We start from the raw sequence: 26,049 nt of genomic DNA, 5'->3' as shown, positions 1-26,049 counted from the left end.
GTCACGGTCCGGAGAAAAGACCCAAAACGGCATATGACGCCCTTAATTCCAACTGGTAATCCGTCAGCGGCAAAAAAGCGGCGTCCGCCTGTCAACTTCGTATATAACCCGGCTGGATCCCCTCGTCGAATGGTCAGACCGTGAAGTACACCCGGACGGTGGTTCCGCCCTCGCCCGTGTGGACGCGGACGAGATCACTGAGCAGGTTGGTGACGAGCAGCCCGCACGCGCGCCGCCGCCCGGGATCGACCGGCCCGCGCCCGGCGAGAGGGTCGGTGATGTGCCCGGCGTCCCTGACGTCCAGCACGACCTGGCCGCCCTCGGTCCACACGCGCAGCACTCCCCTGCCGCCGCCGTGGTCGAGGCTGTTGGCCACCAGCTCACCCGCGATCAGCCGCAGGTCGTCGAGGCGCTCACCGCGGAGCCCGGCCCGGGCGGCGTGCCCGACGGCGAACTCACGGGCCCGCGCGAGCTCGCCGCCCCCGAAGCTCAGGACCTCGGCCCTTCTCGGGTCGGGCAACACCCTGTTGGCGTCGCGGATCGCGCGTTCCGGCGCGTAGGCGTCGCTGACCCGCAGCCCGGAACCGTCGAGCAGGACGGGGTGGGTTGTCTCGGCGTCCCTGACGACCGTGGGCTCCAGGGCCTCGACGTCGTACGGGCACATGATCGTGACGGCCCGCCCGGGAAAGGCCAGGTTGACCAGCGCCTCGTGCTGGAGACAGGCGGGATACTCGGTCGTCGAGCGACCCGGCCAGACCGGCTCCCCGACGATCCGCACCCTGCGGCCCTCGTGCGGATCGGCGAAGGCGCGCAGGACGGCGGGGATGATGCGGCCCGGGTTCCGGCCCTCCCTGGTCATGTCGAGGAAGCACACCGACGAGGCCAGCGGGCCGAGCCAGCTCCGCAGTAACCGGAGATTGCGCTCGGGGACGGCGACCGCCACGGGTTCTCCCGCCGCCAGGCCGCCGCGAATGAACGGCAGGGTCGCCTGGAGATACTCGTGGTCACCGCGATAGAAAAGGGCAGGATGGACAAAAGGATCGAGTTCGGCTGTCGCGGTGTCCATCACGCCTCCGCACCAACCGATGAGTGACGAGCGAGCACGGGCCCCGGAAGGCAGCAGCTGTCCGGTGATCCCAGCTCTGGCCGAATTGCCATGGCGATGATCCTGAAGTAGGGAAGGGGTACCGTCCAACGTACCCCCTGCCGCCTTTCTCAGCGAAGCCGACGACCGCCAAAAGACATCACAAAAGCTCCCTACCTGCCTTTTTCCGACATTTCATGTTATCGACCATCCCTGCGGGAACACTCGGGAATTTTCCCCACCACACAGCCGACATATACGACAAAATTATGGCCATGCGAATTTTGATCATCGGTGGAACCAGGTTCGTCGGACGGCACATCACCGAGGCGGCCCTCGCGGCCGGGCACGAGATCTCCCTGCTGCACCGGGGAAGGACCGGAGCCGACCTGTTCCCCGAGGCCGAGCACCTGACGGCCGACCGCAACACCGACCTGTCGATCCTGCGCGACAGGACGTGGGACGCGACGATCGACGTCAGCGCCTACCTGCCCACGCAGGTCGACCTCCTCGCCGACACGCTGTCCACCGGGCGCTACCTGCTCATCTCCAGCACCTCCGTCTACACCCCGCCCCCCGCCCCCGGCTTCGCCGAGGACTCACCGCTGGCCGAGATCGACGGCCCGGTCCCCACCGAGGTGACCAACGAGACGTACGGCGCGCTGAAGGCGCTGTGCGAGCGGACCGCCGCCGCCAGGTTCGGCCGGAACACACTGGTCGTACGGCCGACCTATGTGATCGGCCCCCACGACCACACCGGACGCTTCACCTACTGGGTGAACCGGATCGCCGAAGGCGGTGAGATCCTGGCGCCCGGCGACCCCGCGGACCCGATCCAGGTGATCGACGCGCGCGACCTGGCCTCCTGGATCGTCACCCTGCTCGACCGGCCGCTCGACCCCGCCGCTCCCACGGTCTTCCACGCGGTCAGCCCGGCGCCGCCGTACTCCTTCGGCGACATGCTGGAGGCGATCCTGGCCGAGGTCGGGCCGCCCGGAACGACCCTGACCTGGGTCGGCGCGGACTTCCTGTTCTCCGAGGGGGAGAACGGCGCCTCCCTGCCGCTGTGGTCGGAGGGCGACGAGTGGATGACGGCCAACACCGCCGACCCGGCGGCGGCCCACGCCGCGGGACTCGATCCGCGTCCGCTCGGCCGTTCGGTGCGGGAGATCCGCGCCGCCGAGGCCGCCTTCTCCACCGAGATCACGATCACCCGGGAGCGGGAGGCCGAACTCCTGGCCAAGTGGCACTCCCACTGACGCCTTCCCGTCCGGTCAACGCCCAATAAATATGAGTGAGTGAGTCACTCACTCATATAGGGTGATTCGCGTGATCTCTACCTCTCCATCCTCCTCCCGCGCCTCGCCGCTCCCGCCGGACGAGCGGCGTGCCGCGCTCATCGCCTCCACTCTCGCGCTCATCCTCGCCGAGGGTCCCGACGTCAGCACCCGGCAGATCGCCCAGGCCGCCGGGGTGGCGGAAGGCACGATCTTCCGTGTCTTCGCCACCAAGGACGAGCTGGTCAAGGCGGCCATCATCAGCGCCATCGACTCCACGCCGCTGATCCGCGACCTGACGGCCGTCGACCGTACGGCCCCGCTGCGGGCGCGGCTCGTCGCCGCCGTCGAGATCCTGCAGCACCACACGACGCACGTCTTCCGGCTGGTGGACGCGCTCGGCGCCGAAGGGGTGACCCGGATCGCCCGTGAGGGCAGAGCCGAGCGCGGCGAGGAGGACTGCGACCCGCACGCCGCCATCAGGCAGGCGATCGTCAACCTGATCGTCCCCGACCGCGACCTGCTGCGCTGCACCGCCCCTGAGGCGGCGCGCCGCCTGCAACTGCTGACCGTCGCCGGCAGCCACCCCAAGCTCGTCGAGGACGACCCCCTACCTCCCGCGGAGATCGTCTCCATGCTGCTGGACGGCGTCCGCCGACGGCACGACGACGACCATCTCCTCCCTCCGGAGACCCCGGACCACGAGACCCCACGTGGAGACCCCCAATGCTGAGCCGCCTGCTGCGCACCCACCTGCGGCCCTACACCTCGACCCTCATCGCCGTCGTCGTACTGCAACTGGTCAGCACCATCACCTCGCTGTACCTGCCCAGCCTGAACGCCGACATCATCGACCGGGGCGTCGCCACCGGCGACACCGGTTACATCCTCACCGCGGGCGCCTGGATGCTGGCCGTGTCCCTGGTGCAGATCGCCTGCTCGATCGCCGCGGTCTACTTCGGAGCCCGCGCGGCCATGGGCTTCGGCCGGGACGTCAGGGCGGCCGTCTTCCACCGGGTGAACGGCTTCTCCAGCAGGGAGCTCGCCCACTTCGGCGCCCCCTCGCTGATCACCCGCACCACCAACGACGTCCAGCAGGTCCAGATGCTGGTGATGATGACCTGCACCATGCTGGTCGCCGCACCGATCATGTGCGTCGGCGGCGTCATCATGGCGCTGCGGCAGGACGTCGGCCTGTCCTGGCTGATGCTGGTCTGCGTCCCGGTGCTGCTGGTCTCGATCGGCCTGCTCGTCTCCCGGATGGTCCCCCAGTTCCGCGCCATGCAGACCAGGATCGACGAGGTCAACCGGGTGCTGCGCGAGCAGCTGTCCGGCATCCGCGTCGTGCGCGCCTTCGTCAGGGAGCGTGAGGAGACCCGGCGCTTCGCCGAGGCGAACGACGCGCTGACCTCGACCGCGCTGAGCGTCGGACGGCTGACCGCGCTCATCTTCCCCGTCGTCATGTTGATCCTCAACGCCTCCAGCGTCGCCGTGCTCTGGTTCGGCGCCTTCCGCGTGGACAGCGGGGAGATGCAGGTCGGCGCGCTCACCGCCTTCCTCATGTATCTGATCCAGATCCTCGGCTCCATGATGATGGCCACCTTCATCTCGATCATGATCCCGCGCGCCGCGGTCTGCGCCGAGCGCATCGGCGAGGTGCTGCGGACCGACTCCTCGGTTCCCCCGCCCGCCGACCCCGTACGGCAGGTGCGCACCCGCGCCGAGCTCGAACTGCGTGACGTCGAGTTCCGCTACCCGGGCGCCGCGGCCCCGGTCCTGTCCGGCGTCTCCTTCCGCGTCACCGCCGGGCAGACGACCGCCGTCATCGGCAGCACCGGGTCGGGCAAGACGACGCTGATCTCCCTCGTCCCCCGCCTCTTCGACGCCACCGCGGGCACCGTACTGGTCGACGGCGTCGACGTGCGCGACCTCGACCCCGCGATGCTCTGGGCACGCATCGGCCTGGTGCCGCAGAAGCCGTACCTGTTCACCGGCACCGTCGCCGACAACCTGCGCTACGGCAACCCCGAGGCGACCGAGGAGGAGCTGTGGGAGGCGCTTGAGGTCGCCCAGGCCCGTGACTTCGTCGAGGCGATGCCCGAGGGGCTCGACGCGCCCATCACCCAGGGCGGCACGAACGTCTCCGGAGGTCAGCGCCAGCGCCTCTCGATCGCCAGGGCGCTGGTCAGCAAGCCCGAGATCTACCTGTTCGACGACTCCTTCTCCGCTCTCGACCTGACGACCGACGCCCGGCTGCGCGCCGCCCTGCGCCCGCGCACCGCCGACGCCGCCGTCGTCATCGTCGGCCAGCGGGTCTCCACCATCGCCGACGCCGACCAGATCGTCGTCCTCGACGACGGCGTGGTCGTCGGCAGGGGCACCCACGACGAACTGCTCGCCTCCTGCCCGACCTACGTCGAGATCGTCGAATCCCAGCTCACCGAAGAGAGGGCGGCATGAGCGGCAACCGGCCCATGACGACCGCGCGTCCGCGCCCCCCGGCGGGAGGCGGCCCCTTCGGCCGCGGCCCATTCGGCGGCGGGGGGATGCCGGTGGAGAAGTCGATGAACTTCGGGCCCTCCATGCGCCGGCTGATACGGCGCCTGGCCCCGGAACGCGCGCGGATCGTCGCGGTGATCGGCCTGGCCGTGATCAGCGTGGTCTTCGGCGTCATCGGCCCCAAGATCCTCGGCCAGGCCACGGACCTGATCTTCAGCGGCGTGATCGGCAGGAACCTGCCCGCCGGGACGACCACGGAACAGGCCGTCCAGAGCGCCCGTGCCTCGGGCAACGAGAACTTCGCCGCCCTGCTCTCCGGGATGGACGTCGTCCCCGGTCAGGGCATCGACTTCGGCGCGCTGGCCACGGCTTTGTCCTGGGCGCTGGCACTCTACGTCGCGGCGTCGGTCTTCGGCTGGCTGCAGGGCTACCTGCTCAACGACGTGGTGCAGCGGACCGTGTTCCGGCTGCGCTCCGACGTCGAGGACAAGCTGAACCGGCTCCCCCTGCGCTTCTTCGACGGCCAGCCACGCGGCGAACTGCTCAGCCGGGTCACCAACGACATCGACAACGTCTCCCAAACCCTGCAGCAGACGTTGAGCCAGTTGCTGACCGCGCTGCTGACCGTGGTCGGCGTGCTGGTGATGATGTTCGTGATCTCGCCGCTGCTCGCGCTGATCGCCCTGGTGACCATCCCGGTCTCGACGATCCTCACCGGGCAGATCATGAAGCGCTCGCAGAAGCTGTTCGTCGCGCAGTGGACGCACACCGGCACCCTGAACGCCCACATCGAGGAGGCCTTCACCGGCCACGAGCTGGTGAAGGTGTTCGGCCGGGGCCCCGAGGTCGAGGAGGTGTTCCGCACCAGGAACGAGGAGCTGTTCAAGGCCAGCTTCGGCGCCCAGTTCATCTCCGGCATCATCATGCCGACGATGATGTTCGTCGGGAACCTCAACTACGTCGCCATCGCGGTCGTCGGCGGCCTGCGGGTCGCCACCGGGGCGATGAGCCTGGGCGACGTGCAGGCCTTCATCCAGTACTCCCGGCAGTTCACCCAGCCACTCACCCAGGTCGCCTCCATGACCAACCTGCTGCAGTCCGGGGTCGCCTCGGCCGAGCGGGTCTTCGAGCTGCTCGACGCCGAGGAGCAGACCCCCGACCCGGCCGACCCGGTGCCGCCGACCGTACGGCGTGGCCGCGTCGAGTTCGAGCACGTGTCCTTCCGCTACGAGGCGGAGCGGCCCCTCATCGAGGACCTGTCGCTGGTGGCCGAACCCGGGCACACGGTCGCGATCGTCGGCCCGACCGGCGCGGGCAAGACCACCCTCGTCAACCTGGTCATGCGCTTCTACGAGCTGGAGGCGGGCCGCATCACCCTCGACGGGGTGGACATCACCGCGATGCGCCGGGACGACCTGCGCTCCCACGTCGGCATGGTGCTCCAGGACACCTGGCTGTTCGGCGGGACCATCAGGGAGAACATCGCCTACGGCAACCCCGGGGCGACCGAGGAGCAGATCCAGGCCGCCGCGCGGGCCACCTACGTCGACCGGTTCGTCCGCTCCCTGCCCGACGGCTACGACACCGTGATCGACGAGGAGGGGGGCAACATCAGCGCCGGTGAACGGCAGCTGCTGACCATCGCCCGCGCCTTCCTGGCCGACCCGTCCCTGCTGATCCTCGACGAGGCGACCAGCGCGGTGGACACCCGCACCGAGGTCCTGGTCCAGCACGCCATGGCCGCGCTGCGCTCCGACCGCACCAGCTTCGTCATCGCCCACCGCCTGTCCACCATCCGTGACGCGGACCTGATCCTGGTGATGGAGGCGGGCAGCATCGTCGAACAGGGCACCCACGAGGAACTCCTCACCACCGCAGGCGCCTACCACCGCCTCTACTCGGCCCAGTTCGCCGGCGCCCTGACCGCCGTGGAAAGCGAGGCCCCGGCCACCTGATCCCACCGGAAGCACCGGGGCGGCGGGCGTTCCGCCCGCCGCCCCGGTGCTTCGTCAGGGCAGTTCGTAGCGCGTCAGAGCCTTGGCGAACGGCTCTCCGCTCGTACGGGCGTACGCCATCCGTGCACGTGCTTCGCTGAGCGTACGCGGACGGTAGCCCGGGCCGCCACAACAGCTCTTGTGGAAGCGGACGCCCGAGTGCAGCAACAACGAGAGCACCCGCCAGGCCTCCCTGTCCCGCCGTCGTGGGGCCGCGAAGGCGGAACCGACATGGATCAGCGCCGTGGCACAGCGCGGGCAGGGCCGGTCCCGGTGACCAGGGCCGGGGTAAGGCTGCTTGTACGAGGCACGGCAAGGCAGACAGACAAAGGATGTCTTCGCGTGGGCCATACGCCCAGGGTAGGCCGTCGCGAGCCAAGATCGATCGTCTCTGACGCCGGGCCTGTACGGCGTGCCCGGTGAGGCACCATGGAAGAGTGAACGAGGGCAGGAACAGGCTGGCAGAGTTGCTGGGCGAGGGGGGCGTCGTCGTCCTGAGCGGGGCGGGGATGTCCACGGAGTCAGGCATCCCCGACTATCGAGGTCCGCAGGGCTCACTGAGCCGGCACACCCCCATGACCTACCAGACCTTCATGGGCAGTGAGGCGGCCAGGCGGCGTTACTGGGCCCGCAGCCACGTCGGCTGGCGGACGATGACCCAGGCCGCGCCGAACGACGGCCATCACGCGGTCGCGCGCCTGCAGCGGCAGGGCCTGGTGACCGGCATCATGACGCAGAACGTCGACGGCCTGCACCAGGCGGGCGGCGCCCAGGAGGTCGTCGAACTGCACGGCAGCCTGCACCAGGTGATTTGCCTCGACTGTGGCGACTCGACCCCGCGCGAGGAGCTGAACCATCGCCTCCGGCAGGCGAACCCCTCTTTCGGTTTCCAGACCACCACGATCAACCCGGACGGCGACGTCGACCTGGACGACGCCGAGGTCAGCGGGTTCCGGGTGGTCGGGTGCCTGGCGTGCGGCGGGGGAACGCTCAAGCCCGACGTCGTCTTCTTCGGGGAGAGCGTCCCCGCGGACCGGGTGCGCACGTGCTACGCCCTCGTGGCGAAGGCACGCCTGCTGCTGGTTCTCGGGTCGTCGCTGACGGTGCTGTCGGGCCGCCGGTTCGTCCTGCACGCCGCCAGGCTCGGCATCCCCGTGGTGATCGTCAACCAGGGCGAGACCCGAGGCGACCCCTACGCCACTTTCACCCTCAACGCCCCCTTGGGCACGATCCTCCCGGAACTCGTCCAGTCCTTGACCTAAAACGACGGATTTATCAGCATAAATGGGCTTGTCGGAGAAGCTTGTTAACCTTCCGTCCCGTGTCCAAACGATCAACAGCCCTCTGGGCGGCGGCAGTCCTGACCGCGACGGTTCCCTCCGCCTGGTTCTGGATCGTGGAGGCACTGTCCTACCGGTCAGGGGGTGGCTATTCCAGCCTTGTCGTAGCCCGTCCGTGCGCGGGCTATGAGCTCGGCACCGAGGCGCAGGCCCTGCTGTACCCCATCCGGGATCTCCCCCTCATGGGGTACGGCGCCGCTCCGCTGATCGCGCTCTCCTGGGGAGGCCTCCTGCTGGCCCGGCGGTTCGGTCGTCCCCGCCTCGGGCGCGTCCTGCCCTACCTGACCGTCGCACTGCTGGTTGTCCGCAACCTGCCCTCCCCGCTGCTGCTCATGCTCGACGTGTCGAGAGATCCGGCATGCGCCGAGATCTGGGGCCCATCGGAGATAACGGGCTGGAACACCGCGATACAGCTCTACGCCCTGATCCCCGCCGTTCTGATCCTGCTCGCCCTGCGCACCCCGAGAGCCTCGCGCGCCTTGGGAGCCCAACGCGCCTTGGGAGCCCAACGCGCCTTGGGAGCCCAACGCGCCTTGGGAGCCCAACGCGCCTTGGGAGCTCGGCGTGGCCGCCTCGCCCGTGCGGGAATCGCCCTCGTGCTCGCCGCGCCGATCGTCCTGTGCGTGACGACCGACACCGCGACCGGCCCCCAGGGATCCGACTGCGCCGGATCCGACGAAGGTCCCGACCGGGACTTTCTGTGCGCGATCCGGGAAGGCGAATACGGGGAGGGCATGCCGAACCGCGAACTCCTCGCGTACGGTGACCGGCTGTGTGAGCCGGCCGTACGGAACAGCTCCCCCGCCGCGGAGAAGGCGATGAGCCGGATGACGGACCGTCCGTCGCCGACGGGGACGTTGGCGGAGCGGTGTTCGGTCGTGGCCCAGGCGGCCGAGGAAGAGGACCGGCGCAGAAAGGCCGAGAACGACGCCTACACCGCCGCAGCGGACCGGCGCTGCGGCGCTCACCCCCGTCACCGTCCGAAGACCAGGCCGGTACGGTGGGCCAGGGCCGTCATGGGGACCGAGTTCTGGTACATCCACGCGTGGGACGAGGGCAGACGCGCCGGCGAGATGGTCGCCGACCTGGTCAGCGGCGGCCTCGGCACGTTGAAGGTATGGGTCGCCGACGAGGCCGGGGACGCGTGCGTGACGGGCGAGGCCTACCTCCGCCGTCCTCCGGTGGAGACCCGGGGCTGGGAACAGGTCGTCGAGGTGAGCTACCGAACCGCCAAGGGCACCCTGTCCCTCGTGGACAGCGACGGCAAACGCATGCCCAACCTCGCGGTCGCGGGCCCGGGGGATTACCGGGTCCGAGTCCACATCCGCGGCCGCGAAGCGGTAGAGGAAAACACCGAAACCCCAGCCGCCACCGTCCAGCTATTGATCATGGTCTTCCCCGGCAAGGAAGGGAAGCCGGTGATCTATCGTAATTACTCCTGAAGAAGGCCAAGAAATAATCCTAAAAGATATAACACTTCCACACGGGAGTCCACACCTGGAAATCAATAACGAGCCAAAGGAGCGGAACGACTCCAGGAACCTTCGACTACGAAGTCATACTCGATATGGGAACATTCGCTGTCGGCCAAATGGTTGGCCTGTTCCTTAAAAAGGACGATGGCAGCGTCAAGAGCTTCTGTCCTCCCACGCCGAAGGGCATCTCTCTCAAAATCTCCACCGCAGGTTTCATGACGTGACCCCAGGCAAGGGATCGGCGTTCCACGGCGGCAGGTTCGCTGCGGACCACGCGTCGAGGTCCGTGTCCAGTTGGAGTGCTGCGTCCAAGACATGAAGGGCAAACAACGGAGGCACGGCATTGCCGATCTGTTGGGCGATGCCTGTGCCGTTCCATGGAAAGTCAGCCGGGAAGGTTTGGAGTAACCCGGCTTCGGGATCGGTGAAGCGCGAACAGCCCCCATCTCCTTCGTCCACCCTGTTTCGTGAGATCTTCCCCGTGACGGTGGCCGACGGTGTGGTGTGGCGTCGCTTTCCTCTCTCCTTGGGGTCTCCGCCGGTGCCGTAGTTCGATATGACGGTGAACGGTCGGCCTCGGCGTACCACCTCTCCCATGGACACCCAGGGCTTCAGCATGGCGTCACCCTCCGTCTGGGCAACGCCCTTCCGATACAGCCGGTGGGTGGGTTGGGGAAGGGCGACCTCGGTCGTGTTCCAGCGAGCGATCAGTACGGCACGGCGACGTGTTTGCGGCACCCCGAACTGCTCGGTGTGAAGCACGCCAGTGGCGACTCCGTATCCGTTGGCTCGGAGGATCTTCGCCATGGCCTCCCAGATCTGGATGACAGCGGGCACCTGCTCCAGCACGATCACGTCATACGGGCGTTCCAGATCGACTGCATCCAACGCCCAACGCAGCGGTTCCAGCACCAGACCGGTGCGCACATCCGGCATCTCGTCGAGCTCACGCCTTATGTTCTCGCCGGCCGCCATCCGACGGGCGAAGTCGAGCACCTTGTCAAGGTTGTGACGGCCCGTACCGGACCCGGCGACGGTGTAGGTCTGGCAGGGCGGCCCTCCTACGAGAACATTGGCGTCGGGAAAGTCCTTAGGACCAAAATCACGAACATCACCCTGCCAGGTTTCAAGACCAGCGGCTTTTCGGGTGGCGCAGGCCTGATCGTCGATCTCGATACCGGCGGTTGGTATACCAAGCCAGCGCGCCGCCACGTCCAAGCCGCCGGGACCGGCGAAGAGGTCAATGATGCGGTAGTCACTGGTGGTGCCGGAGGTCATGAGCGTCACCTTATCGAGACCCGCGCTCCAGTGCGGCAGCGATCTGTTTGCCGACAGCCTCGGCCAGCGGGGGTGGAACCGCCTGGGCGACCTGCTTATAGCGTGCGGTTTTGCCGCCGGTAACGGTCCAGTCAGCTGGCAGGCCCTGTAGCAGCATCACCTGGTCAACCGTCAGTTTGGGCACCCCGTCCCGCCCAAGTGACGGGTCGAACTCGAAATCGGGCGGGGGCACGTCGTTGCCGATACCGTGACCGTTGACCGCCAGTTCCATCCACTGTCGTTTGGTTCTCGTGGGCCCAAGGTCGGCACCGCCGTGTTTCTTCGATCCACCAACGATCGTAGGGGCGACCCGAGTGGCTCGTGAGGCCCAGGCATCCGAGAAGGGCCAGCCTCTACTCGCCATCGACTCTTTCAGCGCTTCACCCACGGTTGCTCCAGCGTCCGATCCGGGCGAGGGCCACTCAAAAAAGACGAAGTCATCCGGTCTCATTGCCACGAGCAGGCAGCTCTTCCGAGTCTGGGGAACTCCAAAGTTCTGGGCGTCCAATACCGTCCACGACCAGACATACTCCAGATGCTTTAGTTCCTCCTCAACATTTTGCCGGACGTCGATGAACTTGGGCATGAGTAGCGAGGGCGTGGTCTCCAGCAGTATGGCGCGCGGCTGCAACTCAGTGGCGAGCCAGATTGCCGGCCTGAGCAGGTCGCGACGATCCTCAGCCCCTTCTTGTTTCCCCGCGACCGAGTAGGGCTGCGAGGGCAGACCTCCGGAGAGGAGGTCTACGGTGTCGACTCCGTACTCGGCGCCGACGAACTCTTTGAAATCGAGCTCAAGGACCTGCCAGCCGGGCCGGTTGGAGCGAAGGGTACGGCAGGCGTGCGCATCATTGTCGATCACCACCACGGGATCGAATCCGGCCCGTTCCAGGCCGAGAGCCTGCCCGCCGACTCCGGCCCCGATCTCCAGGCTGGTGAATCGTCCGCCCATGCTCCTCACTTCTATTTAAGTTCGTCTGCGATATAAGACTTTCTCGATGAGACAAAGCCTCAGAGCTGTGCCGGAATTCCTTCATTGCCCGGACTCTCCGTAAACATCTGCTTGTAGAGCGTGACCAGGGCCTCTACGGAGCCAGCCCGCACCTTGCCGTCCGACGGGCCGGCCGGCAAGGAATCATAAGGCACCAGAACGCCCTCCAACTCCTCGATCCAGTCCCGGTACGTGTCGTGGTCACGAAGGCTGTCTGGAGCCAGTGCCTCATAGGAGATCGTGCTGCCGACGGTGTTCACAGCCTGAGCCAGCGCGTTGACCTGTCGGCCCGTGTGGATGAAGCCCGTTCTCAACAATTTAATGATCGCCTGTGCGGTGGGACGGTGAAGGATCACCTCCAGGCGCAGAACGGTGTTCAGCACGTCCTGGTTGCCGCAGGCGACCAGGACCGGCTCATAGTCCGATCCGTCGCGGAAAAGCTCCGCCGCCCACCACAGCCTGGAAAACGCCTGGGAGTGGAATGGACCGGAGAATCTGACCCGCGACACCGTTGGCGGATTTCCTCGGCTCAGGTGTCGCCAATAGACATAATCCGGCGCGAGCCGTATGGCTAGATGATTCCAGAGCCGTGAATCCGAAGCCTCGCGGCGTGTCAGTCGGAGCGTCGCATGCAGAACGGGTGCCAACCAGGCATCGGCGGCGGTCCGCTCGACCGGAGTAAAGCGTTTCAGGGCCTCGTCTATGAGCTGTCGGACCGGTTCTGCATCTCGCTGTGAAGGTTCGGAGGCCCTGTCGATCGCGGAGAACGGCAATGGTTCGTTGTTCTCCAGAACTCCCGCTGTCAAGAACCGCGCAGCCGATTCGTCGGGTAACAATCCCAGTGTCGTGCTCATTCTTCCTCTGGCTCGATTTTCTGCAGCGATCGAATCATTCCCCCCAGGTTGCGCGGCAGCTTCGCCTGTTTTGCCGCAGCGTGCAGTACGCGGGCTTGAACGGGCCCCGTCCCTTGATTGACGATCTCCCGAAGTGCGTCCTCCGGGGAGTGGTCGGGGAACAGATCGGGAAGCATGCGGCGTAGTACAAGCCCGCGCCAGCCGTCTGGCCATTCGGAGCCGTCCACGTGATGGGCCGCATCGTTGAACAGCGCCGTCCACATACTGGCCGCGATCTGGGCCGCCAGTGCCTCCCGTACAGGACGATCCACAGTTTTGTCGCTTTCGAGCACGGCGCGCAACCCATCGAAGCCGCTGTTCAGGTGCAGTGTCGCTGCAGCGTCGGTAGCGGTGATCGTCCAAGGGTCGTTTCGGCACCAGGCCAGATCGGGATCGTCGGCGAAGCTGGTCCATCGGGTTTCGACGGACTCCTTCCGAGACTCCGCGCGAACACGAAGGTCAACGGTCCAGGGCCGGTCTACGGTCGCGATCACCCGGCCCGGCACGTTGTCCACGGTCGCCACGAGTTGACCGGAAAGGAGAACCCGACCGATGTGGTCGTCGCGGTGAAGTTTGATCTCGCCGGTCCACTCACCTGGCTGACCCATCATAAGCTTGACCGTTGTCTGCGTGTTGGTGCCGCGTTCCAAAGCCGTGGCCAGGAAGGCCACGCTGTACCAGGGGTTGGCGTCCAGCTCATGTTTCGGCGCGTTGACCAGCAGCGAGAGCCGCGCGACAGACCAGCGCCCGTCGTCATGCGAGTGGAGCCCGATGGACCGGTTCTGCTCGGAGGTCACGTCGTACGGCAGAATCACGTCATCGAGTCGAACCTCACGAACGGTCATGGTGACCTCTCCGACCAACACCGGGTAAGGCATGACTCGCCTCATCGGCCACCATCCTTGGCCTGGACCAGGTCCACCTCGGCGATAAGCATGTTGCCCGCCGCCGGGTGGCCCGCCACGTCACTCACTCCGGTGAAGACCGCGGTGCGTTCCCTCGGCGCGCAGAGCAACACGTCGTCACTGACCTCACAGTTCGACTCGGCCGACAGCGTGGCCCATCGGGCCTCGGGTTTGGGGCCGGAACGGGTTGCGAAGCGCAACAACGGACGGAGCACCCATGGATCTTCACGCTCCGGCAACTTGATCTCGACTCGGATTCGCCAGGCGCCGTCTTTGTCGACCTCACCAGTCGCGCTTCTGACGGTGGGGTAGCCTTTGGCTCGGGGGCCGGGGGTGGGATCGAGATCGGTCAGGTCCCGCAGAACTGACGGAATACTGCTCCGTTCCACCGGCTCGGCGGGCTTTACGGCCGCCCGGACCGTGGCGAGGATCGCCTTGCGGAACTCCTTCAACCTGGTGACCGCGCCACGCGCGTAGGTCGAGGTCAGGTCTTCGGTCGACTTCCAGTCGTTGTGCTCGGGCGGCTCGGCCGCGCGAAGGAACGCCTCAGCCACCTCGTCGGCAGCCAGGCCGGACTCGGTGGCCGTCCCGGCCAGAAGTACCGCCTGGAACTCGGTCGCCCCCAACGCGACCCCGGTCACGGGGCGGGTCAAGACAGTCATTCTGGTCCCCCGCATTCCGATCAGGCGGTTCGATGTCTCATCGCTCTCAACCGCAGGTGTCACCAACAGCACCGCGTGATGCTCCGTCGGGCTGCCACCGATCTCCGTTTTGAGCGGAGGAACGGTCAGTGGAACCGTCAGCTCAACGACGTCGTCGGCTTTGGTGAGTTGTTGCACGGTGGTTCGGTCAAGGAAGGTCCGTACGGCCCGCGCCCTGGCCGGCGTGTGGACATGAGGATCGACTCGTTCCTCGGCCACGACCTCCTGATCGTCTTTTAAGGCCCTGACCGACACTTCGAGCATGGGTGATCGTCCGCTCCCCGCAACCATGGAGGCCCAGAAGTCGGTGACCAGTCCGTGCACAAGGACCTGGTGCAGTTCCTCCAAGGTTGTCGCCTCTCCGGACGGGTCGTGAGCGCCGACGATGAGGAAACTGGTGCCGGGGTCGGAACTGTGTCGGTTGAGGTGAAGTTCCTCGATGATGCGCTCCCCCGCCCACCACGACTTGGCAGCCGATTCCCTCTGGGGATCCTTGGCCCCCAACCAGGCGGGGCCCGCATAGCCAACTCCACCGAGCTCGTGCCAGGGCAGATCGATCCGACCGATCACACGACGCTCCCGCAACCCCTCGAAGGGCTCGGAAAGCGCGCTGTTGACGATGACCAGGCCGAAGCGGCTGGCTCCCCAGATGGTGGCCTTGCCCAAGCCGAAGGAACCACTGGCCGCCACATCGGACTTGCGACTTTCGAGTTGCCGACGGACCACCGCGGCGAACCGACCGTCGTCGTATTCGGGACCGGTGAGCCCATTGGCGTTGTAGTCGTCGATGCGGAGCAGGAGAAGCTTGCCGGTCTCACGTAGTTCCCGGAGCCCGTCAGCAAGGGTTCTGCCGACCTTGTGTTTGGCATCGCCAGCCGCCTCTATGTGGGGGGCCAGTTCATCCCAGAGAATGGCTTCCTGGAGCCGACGTAGCCGTTCGCCAGAGATCTCATGAAGAGTGAAGCGGACCCTGACCGGCCGGGTGCGGTCCCAGCGCTCATCCAAACTGTTCTGGGTCGCCTCTCTGGCGGTGATCGCGAGCGAGGCGTCGAAGGCGAAGGCCGCCGCGTTGCCGAGTTCCCGACCACCGTCAGGGTGAGCGAGGCGGTGATGCCAGGAAACGTAGCCGCTGGACTCGGGCACCTCGTCCCGGGTGACGGAGGCCCCGGAAGCAAGGTCAAGTATCTCCTCGATCTGGTGGATCTTGTCGATCCTGGGCATAGCACGCCCGGTGATCCAGGCTGAGACGGCGGCTCGGGTCACGTCGAGGGCTGCGGCCAGGTCTGACTGGCTCATGCCCTTACGTCGTAGCTGTCTGCCCAGCCAGGCTCCGAACGCCTCGGCGTCCCGAGGGGTGCCATCCTGCGTCATCGTGCGATTCTCCAGGTGAGACGGGGCTCGTTTGACACCCCAGGCTACCGTTTAACGATGGTTGACATCACCACTCCAATGCCAACTCCTATATGACTTGGGGTGGTTCAACATCGCGCGAGGCATTTTTGCGGCACTTATGGCGAAATGTCCGATCCATAGGTAAAAACCAGGAATTCTCACCCCTTCCTTGCATACGAGGGAGAGCTGTGACAGAGTTTCCCTCACTCCAGGATGGGTCAACGCAAAGACTCTCCCCAAGGGGCGAATTGCGCCCCCAAATCTTCCCACCCCCCACCTGCCAGTTTAATCAAAAGCCCTATTTTGTCATTCTCCGGCAACCGGTGGCCGCGAACGCGCCCCGGAGCCGTCCTTGGCGTACGCGAATAGCTTTCACGATCGAGCCCCACCTTCTCTTAAGATCATTTCGATCATCAGGAGCTGACTGCTGTGAGCAGCGACAACCCCACCGTGCTCAAGGCCGTCCTCAGTGGATCCGCGGAGATCCTTGAGGTCTACGCGATCTCTCCGCGTCTCATTGAGGAACACGCCAACGGGGAACGACGTATCGCCGAGGGCGGTTACGGCGACCGTCAGATCTACGAGCTCGTCCAGAACGGTGCCGACGAGTTGAGGAACGACCCGGACGGAGAGATCGCCGTCGTCCTCACCGACACCCACCTTTACTGCGCCAACCAGGGAAGCCCCATCACCTCCGAAGGCGTGGACACCATTCTCAGCATGGGGGTTTCACGCAAGCGTGGTGGTCAGATCGGCCGGTTCGGTGTCGGCGTCAAGTCGGTCCTGAGCGTCACGGATCACCCGGAGTTCTTCAGTCGGGAGGACGACAAGAGCTTCGGATTCGACAAGGACTGGTCGGAGCAGGAGATCAGGAGGGTTCAGCCGTTGGCTCGGACGATGGAGACGCCTGTCCTGCGGATGGCTCGCCCTCTGGACCGGGATCGACACGCCGCCACCGACCCCGTACTCAAGGAACTGCTGAGCTGGGCCACCACGGTGGTGCGGCTTTCGCTCAAGTCGGGCGTCGTCAAACGACTTGCTCAGGACATCGACAGGTTCCCGGCGGAGTTCTCCCTGTTCTCGCCGCACGTCGGAACGGTCACCTTGGAGAAGCGCCTGTCCGGTCAGGTGGCCAGGCGTCAGGTCTTCCAGCAGATCAACGGTGATCGCCGAAAGCTCCAGAAGGTGTTGACGGTGGGTGGAGTCGAAGTGAAGGAGGAGAACGAAGCCTGGCGTGTCTTCACCAGGGTCTATCGCCCCTCGTCCACGGCTCTGGCCAACGCGGGCGAGCTTCACGATCGTCCCGAGATCGATCTCGCATGGGCCGTACCCGACGTCGAGGGGCGGGTCCCGGGGCGTGGGGAGTTTTGGGCCTATTTCCCGACCAACTACACCACGACGCTTCGCGGCATCATCAACGCGCCATGGAAGACGAGCGAGGATCGGCAGAACCTCTACGCGAGCAACGGGTTCAACGAGGAGCTGATCACCGAGGCTGCGGAGCTGGTTGTCTCCTCTTTTCCGCTGCTGGCCCGTCCTGGAGACCCGGGTGCGTTTTTGGACTTCGCCCCCGCCCGAGGCCGCGAGGAACCGCAGTGGGCGGCTACAGACCTTGTCGCCAAAATCTGGAAGTTGTCCGGCAGCCGCCCGACGCTCCCGAATCAGGATGGAGACTTCGGTACGCCGGGAACGGTCCGCGTTCACCCGGCCGACCTTCAGCAAGAGTGGCTCCAGTTGTGGCGAGAGTACTCCGGAAGGCCGGCCGAGTGGATTCATCACTCCGTCGACAAGGCTCGGCACCGGCGAGACGGTGTGAACCTGATCCTGGGGAACGCGAGGGGGGTCGAGCCGGCGACGGCGAAGGAGTGGTTGGAAGCCCTGGTCTCCGACCGTTCCCCGGAGGCATCCGCACGAGCGATCTTGATCGCTGCCGACATGAAGCACTCCCAACACCCTCTGGCCAAAGACGCCCTACGGGCGCGCATCGTGCTCATGGAGAGCCGCGACCTGGTCACGCCGTCGAACTCGGTTTTTCGTCGCTCCACCGCTGACGGACTCGCGGACAACACCACCTATGTCGACGAACGCGTCTACGTTGGCCAGGAGCCCGTCATGCGGGCTCTGGATTCGCTCGGTATCCACGAGGCCCACCACGTGGGGCGGTTCGCGTCAGTCGTGGAACGTGGATTCGCTGGCTACACCGACCAGGACTGGGTGGCCTTCTGGGACTTGGCCAAGCTGGCGGGGCATGGTGGAGTGCGGGCGGCCTTCGAGGGTCGCGAAATCGACGCGACCAGAGAGATCAAGATCAAGACCCTGGCAGGGAAGTTTCGGCGAATTCGGGACTGTTTCCTGCCTGGACGAGTCGTCCCCGCCGACGGATCACGGGACGCGGCGCTGTCCGCGGACATGGGTTTCCACCGAGACGAACGGGCGATCCTCACGGCTCTCGGCCTTCAGGACGCGCCCTCCGCCAACGTGTCCCCTGAAGGGGAGAGCTGGTTTGAGGAGTACCGCGAGGCGTACTGGAAACAGTACGTCGCCAGGCTCCCGGCCAATGAGGCTCGTCCGACTCTGGCCAAGATGCATTTCGAGGGAGCCGCTCTACCTGGACATCTGCATCTGTTCACGTCGTTGTCCCAGGAGGGGAGGGCGGCCTTTCTCAAGGCCATCCCCGCCGGATCCACCGTGTCGAACTGGACCATGCAGCCGGGGAACAAGGGGCTGGCGAGCCGTCGGCCGGTTCCGTCACCGTTGCGGTGGCTGGCCCGTAAGTACGGCTACGCCCAGACGTCACGAGGCCTGCGGAGGGTGATCGACAGCGTCGCTCCCGAGTTGAAACCTCACGGGAACGTCCTCCCCGTCGCCGACGTACCGCCCGGGGTTGCCGCGATGCTGGCGCTGCCGTACAGGTTGGAGGACCTACGGGAACAGACCTGGGCCGATTTGGTCGAGGAGGCCTCCGCGTCCACCGACGACGGTTTCCCCGGAAAGGTCTACGCCTTGATATTCGAGGTCGGCACCGCCTTTCCCGAAGGCGCGATGACCCGATGCCGTGTGGGTGGCGAATGGCGCAGCGACGTTGAGGACAAGGACATCGCGGTGACCGCGGTGCGGTCCGAGTACGAAACCCTGATCAGAGAGCGGGTACCGGCACTTCTGGTGCCGACCGACTCCTTGGCCGAGACCATGCGGGAAGCCTGGGGAATGCTCTCCCCGGCGGAGGCGATCCAGAAGGACGTCAGGTCCGCCGGCCAGTCGGAACCCGTCGTCGTCCTGGAGGAGTTTCCGTATCTGAAGGTGTTGCGGCGGTCGCAGTTGGACGGGTGGTCCACAGTTCGGTGCGACGAGCTGGAGGAGATCATTCGAACGCCGAGTGGTATGCGGACCCAGTCGATCCCGGTGGCGGTCATGCCCGGAGAGCGAAAGGTTCTCATCAGGACACCGGGAGACGACCTCGCGGTTCTCAACGCGGTCGACCGCGCGTTGAAGCTCGCGCTCGGCTCGGCGAACTGCCAGGCCGTACTCGACCGACGGGAACAGGAACGTGACAATGCGCGCATCCGGCAGGTCCGCGAAGCAGAGGACATCGCCGACAAGCTCCTGCTGCTGGTCGGTGCCGAGGCTCTACGGCGGGGGCTGCCCGAGGGGCTTTTGGAAAGCGAGGAGGCCGAGAGGCAAAAGCCCGCTGATGAACGTCGGATCGCCGAGTTGGCGCACAACGCCTACCTGACCGACGTGCTACGGGTGTATCGCAAGGACATCGAAGCAGCGTTTCCGCAGTTGGCCACAGGCTTCCGCGGCGAGACCAAAGCCGTGCAGGTCGTGAACGACCTGCGTTTTCCCGGCGAGTATGCAGGAACGAAGGCCGAGACGCCGCCCCCGATGGAGAAGATCGACGGCCCGTCCGACTTCCCGCGTCTCCACGACTACCAGGAACGGCTGGCACGGAAGGCGGTCGAACTGCTGACCAAGTACGACGCGCCGCGTGCGATGCTCTGCCTCCCCACTGGCGCGGGCAAGACCCGCGTGGCGGCCGAAGCCGTCATTCGGGTGATCAAGGAACGAGGCCTGAACGGTCGGCCGGTCCTGTGGATCGCCCAGAATGAGGAGCTGTGTGAGCAGGCGGTTCAGAGCTGGGCGTTCGTCTGGTCCAAGGTCGGTCCCGAGCAGCAACTCACCATCAATCGGCTCTGGTCCACGCGGGAGGCTGCTCCCGTCAAGGACAGCGCTCAGCTGGTGGTGGCCACGGACGCCAAGCTGGAGGCCTGCCTGGACTCACCCGAGTACGCGTGGCTGCGGGATCCGGCATTGGTCATCATCGATGAGGCGCACGCGTCCATCACGCCACGCTACACCAGGCTCCTGACGTCCATGGGGCTGACCTTCCGTGAGACCAGCCGCCCGTTGATCGGCCTGACAGCCACGCCGTACCGAGGGTTCAACGAGGTTGAGACCAACCGGTTGGTGGACCGGTACGGCGGAAACCGCCTGGACGAGGGGATCTTCCCGACCGGGGACGCGTACGCCGAACTCCAGGAGTTCGGCGTGCTGGCCCGCGTGGATCACCGTCAGCTGAAAGGCATGACGCTCACCCTCTCCGACGAGGACCTCCGCCAGACCATCGCCTTCGAGGGCGCCCGGCTTCCCTCCACCGTGGAGGAGAAACTGGCGCGTGACAGCGCGCGTAACGAGATGCTCGTGCGGGAGATCGAGGCGCTCCCGAAGGACAGTCCGGTGCTGCTCTTCGCCACCTCCGTCAACCACGCCAAGTTCATGGCGGCGAAGCTCAACGACCGGGGTATCAGGTCGGCCGCGATCGACTCCGGGACCCCGGACTCCAGCAGGCGATCCCTGATCGAGCAGTTCCGGCGCAAGCAGATCCGCGTTCTGACCAACTACGCCGTCTTGGCACAGGGCTTCGATGCCCCGGCCACCGAGGTGGTCATCGTGGCCCGTCCGACCTACAGCCCGAACGTCTACCAGCAGATGATCGGCCGTGGTCTTCGTGGCCCGAAGAACCGGGGCAAGGAAACCTGCCTGATCCTCGACGTCGCCGACAACATCGTCAACTACGACCGTCAGCTGGCCTTCACTCAGTTCGAATATCTCTGGAGCAACAAGTGAGTGATGCCTATCAGGACTCCCCTCCACTTACCGCCGAGCAGCGGGCTGTCGTCGAGCAGCCCGCCGAGGCTCGGGTCCTGGTTACGGCAGGGGCCGGTGCGGGCAAGACCCATACCCTGATCCGGCGCCTGGACCGGCTGGTGGCCGAGGAGGACTTGAGCGCCGGGGAGATCCTGATGCTCACCTTCTCCCGCGCAGCCGTACGCGAACTCAGGAACAGGCTCTCCCAATACGGCGACGCCGCTCGGTTCGTCCAGGTGCAGACCTTCGACTCCTGGGCTCTCGACGTGCTCACACAGGTCGACGCGATGGGAGGGTGGGGCGGCAGGTCGTTCGACTCACGGATCGTGGGCGCGAGAGACGTGGTGGACTCCGGAAAGTCCGACGAACTGTACGAACACGGTCTTCGCCATGTGGTCATCGACGAGGTCCAGGATCTCGTCGGGGATCGCCGTGACCTGGTGGAGGCCCTGCTCGACCGGTACGACTGTGGGTTCACCGTTGTCGGTGATCCTGCCCAGTCTGTCTACGGTTTCACCGTCCGGAACTCTCAGGAGCGGAAGGCGGAAACCAATCGGTTCTTCGAATGGCTTCGTGTCGCCTTCGGAGAGGAGCTGACCGAGCTGGAGTTGACCGAGAACTTCCGCGCCAGAACCGAGGACGCCAAGGTCGCTCTCAGGTTCGGGCCTCGGCTCCGGAAGCTTTCGGAGTCCGGCAACGTGGAAGGCGAGAAGCTGTACGACGGTCTGCGTGACGTACTCGGCGGCGTTCTGGACTTCGGGGATTTCGACAAACTGGCCGCAGACGCGCTGACCGGCCACGATGGGACCGCGGCGATCCTGTGCCGAACGAACGGCCAAGCGCTGCTCGTCTCCGAGATGCTTCATGCCGTCGAAGTGCCGCACCGCCTACAGCGTTCGGCCCGAGATCGAGCCGCCCCGGCCTGGCTGGGCCGGTTGCTGGCCAAGAATGACTCCTCCACCTTGACCAGGGAAAGATTCGGCGAACTGGTCGGAGGTCCCGATGCTGATCGGCTTTGGCGACTGCTCCGGCGCACCGCCCGGGGCAGCGGCTCGGATCGGCTGCTGGATCTGTCCGCCGTGCGTACAGCCATCGCCGCCGGTCGACTGCCCGACGAGTTGACCGCCCAGCAGCCAGCCAAACTCGTGGTCTCCTCGTTCCATCGGGCCAAGGGCCTGGAGTTCGACCGGGTTCTCGTACTGGACCCCGGCCCCATCCGAGAGGGGCGCAACGGCGACGAACGAGACGCGGCCGAGGAGGCCCGACTGCTCTACGTGGCCATGACCAGGCCGCGTGAGGAGCTTTACCGCCTGGACGGCACCGCTCTTCGATACGTCAAGGTGGACAGGCGCACCCTCCGTTGGTCCCGGCCCGGTTACAAGGGCTGGATGCGGATGGGACTGGAGCTACACGGCGGGGATGTGCTCACCGAGCACCCGGCGGGCACGCTCGACTTCGAGGGCGATGCGGTCGAGCTACAGGAATACCTGGCGACAATCGTGCAACCGGGGGATGCCGTGAAGCTGGAGCGGCTCTTTCCGGAGCCGATCGGGGTTCTGGAGAGCCCGCCGTATCTTGTCCTGCACAACGGCAGGTCGATTGGAACGGCGTCGGAGCAGTTTCGCAAAGACCTCTACACGCATCTGAAGAACGGCAAAAACTACATTCCACGGAACTTCCCCGCCCTCATCTCCGGAGTCCACGTCGACACATTGGAGACCGTTGCCGGAAACGCGGCGGCGGGGGTTCGGGCCGGGCTCAACGCACACGGTGTCTGGTTGGCACCGCGTCTCGTCGGCCTGTCCACCTTCACCTGGGACAAGAAGGATGTCGATGTCGAAGCATCGTGAACACTACGCCTTCCGAGCCGAACTGGTCGAGCGGCTGAGGCTCGACACGGTCGGTCCGGTGGGAGGCGAGGACGAGATCCTCAAGGACTCACCGGCGACCACCTACGCATCGGGCGTGCTCTACCCGCAGCGGCGGGATCGGGAGGTGGTGTCCGAAGAAGCTGTGGAACGTGACATCGACCTCGGTTCGGAGAACAAGGTCAAGGATGAGATTCCGGACATCGGAGTGTCTCTGGCCAACAATCAGGCGCCCTCATCAATGGGGCTGACCTTCGGAGTGAACCCGGAGATCTCACCGACGATCACGGTGACGGTCACCGCCGGTGTGTACGAGCCGGTGGACGAGTCCGGCCGCCCGGTGAGGGCTCAGCGAGCCGAACGCCGCGCCACACAGGAGCAGACACTTCGCTGGCGACGTCGCCGACTTGACTTGAAGCCGATCACGGTGGACGTGTTCGGGGAAACCCCGGAGCCCGATCCCTTAGTACCCGGGTTGGAGCTGCGCGTGCGGGTGCGCAGGCCCAAGGACGGTGCGGTGTCCATCACGGTGGCGCTCGTCAACACGCACAAGATGGAGCCGGGAGGAATTTGGGATGCTTACGCCTTCTTCCAGCCGAAGATCCATGTTTCCGGAGCCGAGGGTACCGAGCCATTCGTGGAGCGACCTGTCCCTGTGGGCGCGGACGAGGAAGAGATCAAGATCAATCGCCTGCTCTACCGCTACGCCCCCAACTTCGCGGTCGGCCACGGGTGTGCGGCCGACTGGCACTGGACTCCTCCGGCTCCGCGCGATGACGCCCTCCTCAAGGGCGCCCCGGCCGGGGTGGCGGCGATCTGGAGCGAGTTCGTCCCGACCAAGGAGGTGCTGCTCACCGACTCCAATCCGGAGATCGACAGTTCGGCACTGCGCATGATCGATCTGGCACGAAAGCCTGGGGACGAGATCCTGGCCGGATTGAGGGGGCTGGTCGCGGGTTACCGAGCGTGGATCGCGGAGCGGGCCGAGGAGTCCCGGCTACTGGGTGGCACCGAGTACGCCCAGGCCGCAAGGGATCAGATCGGGCTTTGTGAGATCGCCTGCGACCGCATGGTCTCCGGCATCGAGACTTTGAGACGCGATCCACAGGCGATGACCGCGTTCCGCTACGCCAACGAGGCAATGGCGACTCAACGGGCACGGACCAACTGGATCAAGGCGGGGAACGAGGGATCTCCAAAGGTCGAGGAGGGAGCCTGGCGCCCCTTCCAGATCGCCTTCCTTTTGCTTTGCCTGGACGGCATCGTCGATCCAGGCCACTCGGATCGCGGGAAGGCGGATCTGCTGTGGTTCCCGACCGGTGGCGGTAAGACCGAGGCCTACCTGGGCATCATCGCCTTCACGATCTTCCTTCGCCGGCTTCGCAGGGGCGAGGGAGGAGGAGGCGTGACAGCGATCATGCGCTACACGCTCCGGCTGCTCACTCTGCAACAGTTTGAACGAGCCGCCACCCTGATCTGCGCGATGGAGCGTATTCGTGACGCACGGCCGAAGGAACTCGGAGAGGAGACCATCTCCATCGGCATGTGGGTCGGCGCCGCGGCCACGCCCAACAAGTTGAAGGACGCTGCCGAGAGCCTCAGGAAGCTCCGCGACAACGTAGACCTGCACAAGGAGAATCCGGTCCAACTCCAGTTCTGCCCGTGGTGTGGCACCTCAATGGGGCCGGACGAGTACGAGGTGGATGTCGCCGGCTCCAAAATGCGCATCTACTGCGCCAATCTGGGCTGCGAATTCCACAACGAGCTCCCTGTCCATGTGGTGGACGAGAAGATCTACGTGGTTCGACCGACACTGGTCATAGCGACCGTGGACAAGTTCGCCCAGGTCACCTGGCGTCCCGAAGTCGCCACGCTCTTCAATCGGGACCGAGCGGGAACGCCTCCGCCGGAGCTGATCGTCCAGGACGAACTTCACCTGATTTCAGGACCACTCGGTAGCCTCACCGGCCTCTACGAGACTGCAATCGACTGGGCCGCGGAGCAGCCCAAGGTCATCGCCTCGACTGCGACCATTCGGCGCGCGAAAGACCAGGTCAATCGGCTCTTCAACCGGGACGTCGCACAATTCCCGCCAGCTGGCCTCGACGCCCGTGACTCCTGGTTCGCGGTGGAGACCCCCGCCAAGGACAAGGCCTCGCGATACTACGTTGGACTACTCACCCCCAACCTCAGTCAGGCAACCCTGCTGATCCGGGCATACGCGGCGCTGCTTCATCACGCCGTGAACATCGAGGGCCCGGATGCGGTCCGGGACGCTTACTGGACTCTGGTGGGTTACTTCAGTAGCCTCCGTATCCTGGCCGCGGCCGAACTGCAGGTGGCCGACGACGTCCAAGACCGGTTGAAGATGCTGGCCGAGCGACATGAGCAGAAATCGCGGGTAGCCGACCAGAACACCGAGCTCACCAGTCGGGTCAAGTCCAGTGACATTCCAGCGCGGTTGAAAGATCTGGAGATCAAGTATCCGGATGAGCGTACTTTCGACACCGTTCTCGCCACCAACATGATCTCCGTCGGGGTCGACGTGGACCGTCTCGGCCTGATGGCGATCATGGGCCAACCCCAAACTACAGCCGAGTACATTCAGTCGAGTAGCCGGGTCGGGCGTCAGCACCCGGGCCTCGTCGTCATGCTCTACAACGCGAATCGGTCCCGTGACCGATCCCATTACGAGAGCTTCGTGCCCTACCACTCAGCGCTCTACCGGCAGGTCGAGTCAAGCAGTGTCACGCCCTTCTCTCCCCGTGCCCGGGACCGGGCGCTACATGCGGTGCTGGTGGGCATGGCCAGGCTGATTTACCCAGAACTCCGGTTCAACAGCGCGGCGGCGACCGTACGCAAACACATGAGTCGGATTGAGGAGATCAAGGATCTGATCCTGTGTCGAGTCAAGCTTGTGGCCGAGCACGAGCGAGCCGGGGTCGAGAAGGACTTGAACGACATCATCGCCAAGTGGACGCAACTCGCCGACGACAACGAGGAACTGGTTTACGAGGCCAAGCCGAGGTTCGGACGACACCAGCGCCGCGATCCCGACACTGCATTGCTCTGCACATACACCGACACCGACCTCACCGAGGCCGTCCCCACCCTGTGGAGTCTGCGTGACGTTGACGCCGAATCCGACCTGTACCTGGAGCGATGAAA

16 protein-coding genes are annotated in these 26,049 nt (G+C 65.6%); 9 read left to right on the top strand and 7 right to left on the bottom strand.

All coding sequences use genetic code 11. The annotated features are described in order from the left end of the window. Positions 1 to 133 precede the first annotated feature (133 nt). Complete coding sequence (locus ACIBVQ_RS13700) at positions 134 to 1,066, bottom strand: sensor histidine kinase (RefSeq protein WP_362918522.1); 933 nt, start codon at positions 1,064 to 1,066, stop codon at positions 134 to 136. 293 nt (positions 1,067 to 1,359) lie between these two features. On the opposite strand from ACIBVQ_RS13700, the gene ACIBVQ_RS13695 reads away from it, so the two are divergent. From ACIBVQ_RS13695 to ACIBVQ_RS13680, 4 genes are all read left to right on the top strand, one after another. Further along, a complete protein-coding gene (locus ACIBVQ_RS13695) occupies positions 1,360 to 2,343 on the top strand; it encodes an NAD-dependent epimerase/dehydratase family protein (protein WP_399177658.1) in 984 nt (327 codons plus the stop codon). A 70-nt stretch (positions 2,344 to 2,413) separates the two neighbouring features. Then, on the top strand, positions 2,414 to 3,094 hold the full coding sequence (locus ACIBVQ_RS13690) for a TetR family transcriptional regulator (RefSeq protein WP_399177656.1): 681 nt from the start codon (positions 2,414 to 2,416) through the stop codon (positions 3,092 to 3,094). Then, positions 3,088 to 4,821 (top strand): ABC transporter ATP-binding protein, encoded by a 1,734-nt coding sequence (locus ACIBVQ_RS13685; RefSeq protein WP_399177654.1) that lies wholly within the window; start codon positions 3,088 to 3,090, stop codon positions 4,819 to 4,821. Before ACIBVQ_RS13690 ends, ACIBVQ_RS13685 begins: the two co-directional genes overlap by 7 nt. 104 nt (positions 4,822 to 4,925) lie before the next feature. Beyond that, on the top strand, positions 4,926 to 6,815 hold the full coding sequence (locus ACIBVQ_RS13680; RefSeq protein WP_399177652.1) for an ABC transporter ATP-binding protein: 1,890 nt from the start codon (positions 4,926 to 4,928) through the stop codon (positions 6,813 to 6,815). Between the two features lie 54 nt (positions 6,816 to 6,869). Here the strand turns inward: ACIBVQ_RS13680 and ACIBVQ_RS13675 are convergent, their stop codons facing one another. Then, on the bottom strand, positions 6,870 to 7,034 hold the full coding sequence (locus ACIBVQ_RS13675; RefSeq protein ID WP_390038258.1) for a hypothetical protein: 165 nt from the start codon (positions 7,032 to 7,034) through the stop codon (positions 6,870 to 6,872). A gap of 257 nt (positions 7,035 to 7,291) precedes the next feature. On the opposite strand from ACIBVQ_RS13675, the gene ACIBVQ_RS13670 reads away from it, so the two are divergent. Both ACIBVQ_RS13670 and ACIBVQ_RS13665 read left to right on the top strand, forming a co-directional pair. Then, the gene (locus ACIBVQ_RS13670; protein WP_399177650.1) at positions 7,292 to 8,116 is read left to right on the top strand and encodes an NAD-dependent protein deacetylase; all 825 of its coding nucleotides are present in this window, start codon (positions 7,292 to 7,294) and stop codon (positions 8,114 to 8,116) included. 59 nt (positions 8,117 to 8,175) lie between these two features. Further along, complete coding sequence (locus tag ACIBVQ_RS13665) at positions 8,176 to 9,636, top strand: hypothetical protein (RefSeq protein WP_399177648.1); 1,461 nt, start codon at positions 8,176 to 8,178, stop codon at positions 9,634 to 9,636. A gap of 246 nt (positions 9,637 to 9,882) precedes the next feature. Here ACIBVQ_RS13665 and ACIBVQ_RS13660 read toward each other — a convergent pair whose 3' ends face one another. Genes ACIBVQ_RS13660 through ACIBVQ_RS13640 form a run of 5 tightly spaced genes read right to left on the bottom strand, consistent with a single transcriptional unit; the run spans position 9,883 to position 15,844 of the window. Beyond that, positions 9,883 to 10,947 carry a DNA cytosine methyltransferase gene (locus ACIBVQ_RS13660; RefSeq protein WP_399177646.1) on the bottom strand — a complete coding sequence of 355 codons (1,065 nt, stop codon included), beginning with the start codon at positions 10,945 to 10,947 and terminating at the stop codon, positions 9,883 to 9,885. A 10-nt stretch (positions 10,948 to 10,957) separates the two neighbouring features. Then, positions 10,958 to 11,935: a DNA cytosine methyltransferase gene (locus ACIBVQ_RS13655; protein ID WP_399177644.1), complete on the bottom strand. Its 978-nt coding sequence runs from the start codon at positions 11,933 to 11,935 to the stop codon at positions 10,958 to 10,960. Between the two features lie 59 nt (positions 11,936 to 11,994). Next, positions 11,995 to 12,828, bottom strand: a complete 834-nt coding sequence (locus ACIBVQ_RS13650) for a DUF6339 family protein (RefSeq protein ID WP_399177642.1) — start codon at positions 12,826 to 12,828, stop codon at positions 11,995 to 11,997. Further along, the gene (locus tag ACIBVQ_RS13645; protein WP_399177640.1) at positions 12,825 to 13,745 is read right to left on the bottom strand and encodes a hypothetical protein; all 921 of its coding nucleotides are present in this window, start codon (positions 13,743 to 13,745) and stop codon (positions 12,825 to 12,827) included. Before ACIBVQ_RS13645 ends, ACIBVQ_RS13650 begins: the two co-directional genes overlap by 4 nt. Positions 13,746 to 13,753: 8 nt before the next feature. After that, a complete protein-coding gene (locus tag ACIBVQ_RS13640) occupies positions 13,754 to 15,844 on the bottom strand; it encodes a helix-turn-helix domain-containing protein (protein WP_399177638.1) in 2,091 nt (696 codons plus the stop codon). 450 nt (positions 15,845 to 16,294) lie between these two features. Here ACIBVQ_RS13640 and ACIBVQ_RS13635 point away from each other — a divergent pair, with 450 nt between their 5' ends. From ACIBVQ_RS13635 to ACIBVQ_RS13625, 3 genes are read left to right on the top strand one after another with little or no spacing between them, the layout of a single operon-like run. After that, on the top strand, positions 16,295 to 20,992 hold the full coding sequence (locus ACIBVQ_RS13635) for a DEAD/DEAH box helicase (protein WP_399177636.1): 4,698 nt from the start codon (positions 16,295 to 16,297) through the stop codon (positions 20,990 to 20,992). Continuing rightward, positions 20,989 to 22,863: a UvrD-helicase domain-containing protein gene (locus ACIBVQ_RS13630; RefSeq protein WP_399177634.1), complete on the top strand. Its 1,875-nt coding sequence runs from the start codon at positions 20,989 to 20,991 to the stop codon at positions 22,861 to 22,863. Before ACIBVQ_RS13635 ends, ACIBVQ_RS13630 begins: the two co-directional genes overlap by 4 nt. Continuing rightward, positions 22,847 to 26,047, top strand: a complete 3,201-nt coding sequence (locus ACIBVQ_RS13625) for a helicase-related protein (RefSeq protein ID WP_399177632.1) — start codon at positions 22,847 to 22,849, stop codon at positions 26,045 to 26,047. The genes ACIBVQ_RS13630 and ACIBVQ_RS13625 overlap by 17 nt, the downstream gene beginning before the upstream one ends. The last annotated feature ends 2 nt before the right edge of the window (positions 26,048 to 26,049 follow it).

It is taken from the genome of Streptosporangium sp. NPDC049376, from assembly GCF_044466505.1.
Taxonomy (GTDB): Bacteria; Actinomycetota; Actinomycetes; order Streptosporangiales; family Streptosporangiaceae; genus Streptosporangium.
The sequence above is the reverse complement of the archived record's forward strand: the minus strand, read 5'-3'. Positions and strand labels throughout refer to the sequence as shown.